6 protein-coding genes are annotated in these 5,716 nt (G+C 64.2%); 5 read left to right on the top strand and 1 reads right to left on the bottom strand.

What is annotated here, in order from left to right; genetic code table 11:
- Positions 1–189: 189 nt before the first annotated feature.
- Entirely contained in the window at positions 190–1,161 is a 972-nt protein-coding gene (locus AAFX91_RS38255) for an ATP-binding protein (RefSeq protein ID WP_130581288.1), read from the bottom strand.
- Positions 1,162–1,344: 183 nt separating this feature from the next.
- Between AAFX91_RS38255 and yajC the strand changes: the two genes are divergently transcribed.
- The 5 genes from yajC to AAFX91_RS38230 are packed head-to-tail and all read left to right on the top strand — an operon-like array spanning position 1,345 to position 5,633.
- A complete protein-coding gene (gene yajC, locus AAFX91_RS38250) occupies positions 1,345–1,707 on the top strand; it encodes a preprotein translocase subunit YajC (RefSeq protein ID WP_130581289.1) in 363 nt (120 codons plus the stop codon).
- Between the two features lie 38 nt (positions 1,708–1,745).
- Positions 1,746–3,350, top strand: coding sequence for a protein translocase subunit SecD (secD, locus tag AAFX91_RS38245; RefSeq protein WP_130581290.1), 1,605 nt, complete (start codon positions 1,746–1,748; stop codon positions 3,348–3,350).
- 10 nt (positions 3,351–3,360) lie between these two features.
- The gene (gene secF / locus AAFX91_RS38240; RefSeq protein ID WP_130581291.1) at positions 3,361–4,386 is read left to right on the top strand and encodes a protein translocase subunit SecF; all 1,026 of its coding nucleotides are present in this window, start codon (positions 3,361–3,363) and stop codon (positions 4,384–4,386) included.
- A 6-nt stretch (positions 4,387–4,392) separates the two neighbouring features.
- Positions 4,393–4,776, top strand: a complete 384-nt coding sequence (locus tag AAFX91_RS38235; protein WP_027579068.1) for an Mth938-like domain-containing protein — start codon at positions 4,393–4,395, stop codon at positions 4,774–4,776.
- Positions 4,773–5,633: a phytoene/squalene synthase family protein gene (locus AAFX91_RS38230; protein WP_282527097.1), complete on the top strand. Its 861-nt coding sequence runs from the start codon at positions 4,773–4,775 to the stop codon at positions 5,631–5,633. Before AAFX91_RS38235 ends, AAFX91_RS38230 begins: the two co-directional genes overlap by 4 nt.
- The last annotated feature ends 83 nt before the right edge of the window (positions 5,634–5,716 follow it).

The raw sequence follows: 5,716 nt of genomic DNA, 5'->3' as shown, positions 1-5,716 counted from the left end.
CGCCAACGCCCTCATAGGCGACTTTCGCCGCCGCCTACAGCAAAATCCCGCGCCAAATCCCTTCAGCCTCCACTTGGTCGCCTGATCCCAATTCTTGCCCAGCCTGGAAGCGTAATCCGGGATCGGTCTATGCGCATGAGCACGGCCCCGGATTGCGATTCGCTCCATCCGGGCTACGGGATTGCGCGCTTACTTGCCCGTCAGCCTCACGCCGAGCCGGCCGGCCAATTCCTGCGTGAACTGCCACGCGACGCGGCCGGAGCGGGAGCCGCGGGTGGTCGACCATTCCAGTGCCTCGCGCTCCAATTCCTCGCCATCGATCTTGATGCCGAAATGGTCGCAATAGCCTCTGACCATGGCGAGGTATTCATCCTGACTACAGCGGTGGAAGCCGAGCCACAGGCCGAAGCGGTCGGACAATGAGACCTTCTCCTCGACCGCTTCGCCGGGATTGATCGCGGTCGAGCGCTCGTTCTCGATCATCTCACGCGCGAGCAAATGCCTGCGGTTGGAAGTGGCATAAAGGATGACGTTCTCGGGACGTCCCTCGATGCCGCCCTCCAGCACTGCCTTCAGCGACTTGTACGAGGCGTCGTTGCCGTCGAAAGAGAGGTCGTCGCAGAACACGATGAAGCGGAAATCGGAGGCGCGCAGCACTTCCATCAGCATCGGCAGGCTCTCGATATCCTCGCGATGGATCTCGATCAGCTTCAACCGATCCGCAGGCTTGCGGTCGAGATTGATGCTGGCATGTGCGGCCTTCACGAGAGACGACTTCCCCATGCCGCGCGCGCCCCAGAGCAGCGCGTTATTGGCGGGCAGCCCATTGGCGAAGCGCTCGGTATTTTCGATCAGGATGTCGCGCATCCGGTCGATCCCCTTGAGCAGGAAGATCTCGACGCGGCTGACGCGGGCGACCTTCGAGAGCCGTCCGTCCGGATGCCAGACGAAGGCATCGGCCGCGCCAAGCTGCTCGCTTGCATCCGCGTCCGGGGCGGCGGCGGAGAGGTGGCGCGAGATCGCCTCCAGGGCGTTTGCGATCCGCTCCGCGGTGTCGCCGTTGAGCTCGCTTGCCGGACCTTTTGTCGCGGTTTTGCGGGGGCCTTTGGAGGCCAGTTTGGGCATGGCGCGAGGCGCTGATTTTTTGGCTTTTTTCGACATTTGCGCAGTTCCTGACGGGGCAGGCTTTAACGGGCCTTGGCGGCTGCCGCAAGCGGCCTAAATGAGGGGCTGTTAACGTTGCAATTGGGCCGGCCGCCGCTATAGTCCGCGCGAATTTGCCCGGACCGGGCTTGACGCGCCAGGCGTCGCCGGTCCTTCTCCCGTCTCACGAGGATTGTCCGAATGCTGATTACTCCTGCGTTTGCCCAGGCCGGAGCCGGCGGCGATGCCAACAGCATGTTGATGTCGCTTTTGCCGTTCGCGCTGATCTTCGTGATCATGTACTTCCTGATTCTGCGCCCGCAGCAGAAGAAGGTGAAAGATCATGCCGAGCTGGTCAAAAACATCCGTCGCGGCGACACCATCGTGACCTCGGGCGGCCTCGTCGGCAAGGTGACCAAGGTGGTCGACGACGACCAGATCGAGTTCGAAATCTCCGATGGCGTCCGGGTGCGGCAGATGCGGCAGATGATCTCGGGCGTGCGCACCAAGGGCGAGCCGGCGAAGGAAAAGGCCGAGGCCAAGGACGAGACGTCAGCGAGCTGATTGTCGCGCCGCAATTTCCGATCTGACAGGTCAACCCGATGTTGTATTTCACGCGGTGGAAGGCGCTGGGAATCATTCTCACGGCGCTCGTGGTGTGCCTTTGCGCCGTGCCGAACTTCTTCCCGGAATCCCAGGTCAAGACCTGGCCGGGGTGGGCGCAGCGGCGCCTGGTGCTCGGCCTCGACCTGCAGGGCGGCTCCTATCTGCTGCTCGAGGTCGATTCCAACTATGTGAAGAAAGAGAAGCTCGACCAGATCCGCGACGACGCGCGGCGCGTGCTGCGCGACGCCAAGATCGGCTACACCGGTCTCAACGCGCGCAATGATGCCGTGGAGGTACGGATCAGCCGCGATACCGACCTGCCGACCGCGCTCTCCAAGCTGCGTGAGCTCTCGCAGCCGCTCGGCGGCCTGCTCGGTTCCAGCGGCCAGCGCAGCCTCGAAGTGTCCGATGCCGGCGGCGGGCTGATCCGCCTGACCGTGCCGCAGGCCGCCATCACCGAGCGCATCCGCCAGACCATCGAGCAGTCGATCCAGATCGTCGAGCGCCGCGTCAACCAGCTCGGCACTGTCGAGCCCGTGATCCAGCGCCAGGGCACCGACCGCATCCTGGTGCAGGTGCCGGGTCTGCAGGACCCGACACGCCTGAAGGAGCTGCTCGGCAAGACCGCGAAGATGGAATTCCGGATGGTCGACACCTCGGTGTCGCCCGACCAGGCCCAGCAGGGCAGGGTTCCGCCTGACTCCGAACTCCTGATGAGCGCGTCGACGCCGAAGATCCCGTACGTCGTCAAGAAACAGGTGCTGGTCTCCGGCGGCGACCTGACCGACGCGCAGCCGGGGTTCGACCAGCGCACCGGCGAGCCGATCGTCAGTTTCCGCTTCAACACCTCGGGCGCGCGGAAATTCGCCCAGGCCACGACCGAGAATGTCGGCCAGCCCTTCGCCATCATCCTCGACAATGAGGTGATCTCCGCGCCCGTGATCCGTGAGCCGATCACCGGCGGCCAGGGCCAGATCTCGGGCAGCTTCACGGTTCAGTCCGCCAACGATCTCGCGATCCTCTTGCGTGCCGGCGCGCTGCCGGCGCCGCTGACGGTGATCGAGGAGCGCACGGTCGGTCCGGGGCTCGGCCAGGATTCGATCGAGAAGGGCGAACTGGCGGCCTATGTCGGCTCGATCCTGGTCATCGTGTTCATGCTTCTGACGTATCGGCTGTTCGGCGTGTTCGCCAACATCGCCGTGGCCGTCAACGTCGCGATGATCTTTGGCCTGTTGTCGCTTTTGAACGCCACGCTGACGCTGCCCGGCATCGCCGGCATCGTGCTCACGGTCGGCATCGCGGTGGACTCCAACGTGCTGATCTATGAGCGTATCCGCGAGGAATTGCGGGGCGGGCGCAACGCGATCTCGGCGATCGATGCCGGCTTCAAGCGCGCGCTCGCGACCATCCTCGACTCCAACATCACCACCTTCATCGCCGCCGCGGTGCTGTTCTACATCGGTACCGGTCCGGTGCGCGGCTTCGCCGTCACGCTCGGGATCGGCATCATTACCACGGTCTTCACCGCGTTTACGCTCACGCGGCTGATCGTCGCGTGGTGGGTGTGGTGGAAGCGGCCGCAAAAGACCGTGCCGATCTGAGAGGCCTGTTGTGACTCATTATGTTCTCATTGGCCTTGGCATCCTGATCGCCGTGCTGACCGTCGTCGCCGCGCTCGGCATCCTGCCGCCGCTGCGCATCGTCCCGGACAACACGCATTTCGATTTCACGCGCTTCCGCCGCATCAGCTTCCCGATCTCGGCGGTGCTCTCGATCATCGCGATCACGCTGTTCTTCACCCACGGCCTGAATTTCGGCATCGACTTCCGGGGCGGCACGCTGCTGGAAGTGCAGGCCAAATCCGGCAACGCCGATATCGCCGCGATGCGCGCCACGCTCAGCACTTTGAACCTCGGTGAGGTCCAGTTGCAGCAGTTCGGCGGTCCGGCCAACGTGTTGATCCGCGTCGCCGAGCAGCCCGGCGGCGACAGCGCGCAGCAGGAGGCCGTGCAGAAGGTCCGCGGCGCGCTGGGCGATTCCGTCGAGTATCGCCGTGTCGAGGTGGTGGGCCCGCGTGTCTCCGGCGAACTCCTGGCCTACGGCATGCTCGGCCTGATGCTCGCGATCGTCGGCATCCTGATCTATCTCTGGTTCCGCTTCGAATGGCAGTTCGCGCTCGGCGCCATGATCGCCAACGTCCACGATATCGTGCTGACCATCGGCTTCATGTCGATCTCGCAGGTTGATTTCGACCTCACCAGCATCGCGGCGCTGTTGACGATTCTCGGCTACTCGCTCAACGACACGGTCGTGATCTACGACCGTATCCGCGAGATGCTGCGGCGTTACAAGAAGATGCCGATGCCGCAGCTCCTCAACGAATCGATCAACTCGACGCTGTCGCGCTCGATCATCACCCACGTCACCGTGACGCTCGCGCTGCTGGCGCTGCTGCTGTTTGGTGGTAACGCCATCCACAGCTTCACCGCGGTGATGATGTTCGGCGTGGTGCTGGTCGGTACCTACACCTCGATCTTCATCGCGGCGCCGATCCTGATCTATCTCGGCGTGGGCACCGTACGTGGGGACGCGCCGGAGACGCCGGCCAAGAAGCCGGAAGCAGCGGCAAAGAAGTAGCTGGTCATGGCTCAATCCTCGGACGCTCCACATCTTCCGAGGTCGGCGCCGATCGAGGCCTACGGCAAGGGCGGCTTCGCCTTTGCCGACATGTCGCATCGCGGCTCACTGCTCTGCCTGCCCGATGGGATCTGGGCCTGGCCGGTGACGACTCCGCAGCAGATCGACCGATACTCGCTCGAGCGTGTGTTCGCGAAGGCCAACATCATTGACACGCTGATCGTCGGCACCGGAACAGAAACATGGATAGCGCCCAAGGCGCTGCGCGACGCCTTGCGCGCGGTGCATGTGGTGCTGGATACGATGCAGACGGGACCTGCGATCCGCACCTACAACATCATGATGGGCGAGCGGCGGCGGGTGGCGGCGGCGCTGATCGCAGTGCCATGAGCGAGCCCGGCGGCACGGACGCCGCGGCGTTCTGCGCCGAGCTGGTGCGCACCCATGATTTCGCGCGCTATGCCTCCACGCTGTTCGTGCCGGCGGTCGAACGCCGCGCGCTGCTCGCGATCTACGCCTTCAACGCCGAAATTTCCCGCGTTCATGAGCTCGTCAGCCAACCCTTGCCCGGCGAGATACGCCTGCAATGGTGGACCGACATGCTCGCAGGCAGTGGCCATGGCAGCGTCGAAGGCAACCCGGTCGCTGCGGAGCTGTTGCTCGCGATCAGGAATTTCCGGCTCCCCGTCGAGCCGCTGTCGCGGTTGGTCGAGGAGCATCAGTTCGATCTCTACAACGATCCGATGCCGTCGATGGCAGCGCTCGAGGGCTATCTCAACGAGACCGCCTCGGCGCTGTTCTCGCTCGCTGCGCGCGTGATGGCGCGGCCGTCAGAAGAAATTGATCACCTCGCGCGGCACGCCGGGCTCGCGCAAGGTATCGCGCAAGTGATCGCCGCATTGCCGCGCGATGCTTCGCGGCGGCAATTGTTCCTGCCGCTGCAGTTCCTTGAGCAGCACGGCGGCGGAATCGAAGACGTATTCTCCGGCAAGCAGACGCCGCAACTGCGCGCTGCGATCGACCAGCTCATCGGCGAGGCGACGAGCCATTTGAAGACCGCGCTCTCGCTGTTGCCGACGGTTTCGCCGGCGATGCGGCCGATCTTCCTGCCATTGGCGCTCCTCGAGCGCGATCTCGCGCGGATGTCGCGGACCAGCACGGACCCGTTCGCCCCACAGGTCACATCGCGGCTGCGGGTGCTGTGGACGGTGTGGCGGGCGTCGCGGCGACGGGAGTTCGGCGGCTAGAGCATTTTCGGTTCTGATTGAATCAGAACCGAAGCTCTAGATTCTTGCTTTGACGCGTTTTCTTCACGCGAACCGGCGTCCAC

Source organism: Bradyrhizobium sp. 31Argb (genome assembly GCF_043638955.1).
In the GTDB taxonomy this organism is placed as follows: Bacteria; Pseudomonadota; Alphaproteobacteria; order Rhizobiales; family Xanthobacteraceae; genus Bradyrhizobium.
The sequence above is the reverse complement of the archived record's forward strand: the minus strand, read 5'-3'. Positions and strand labels throughout refer to the sequence as shown.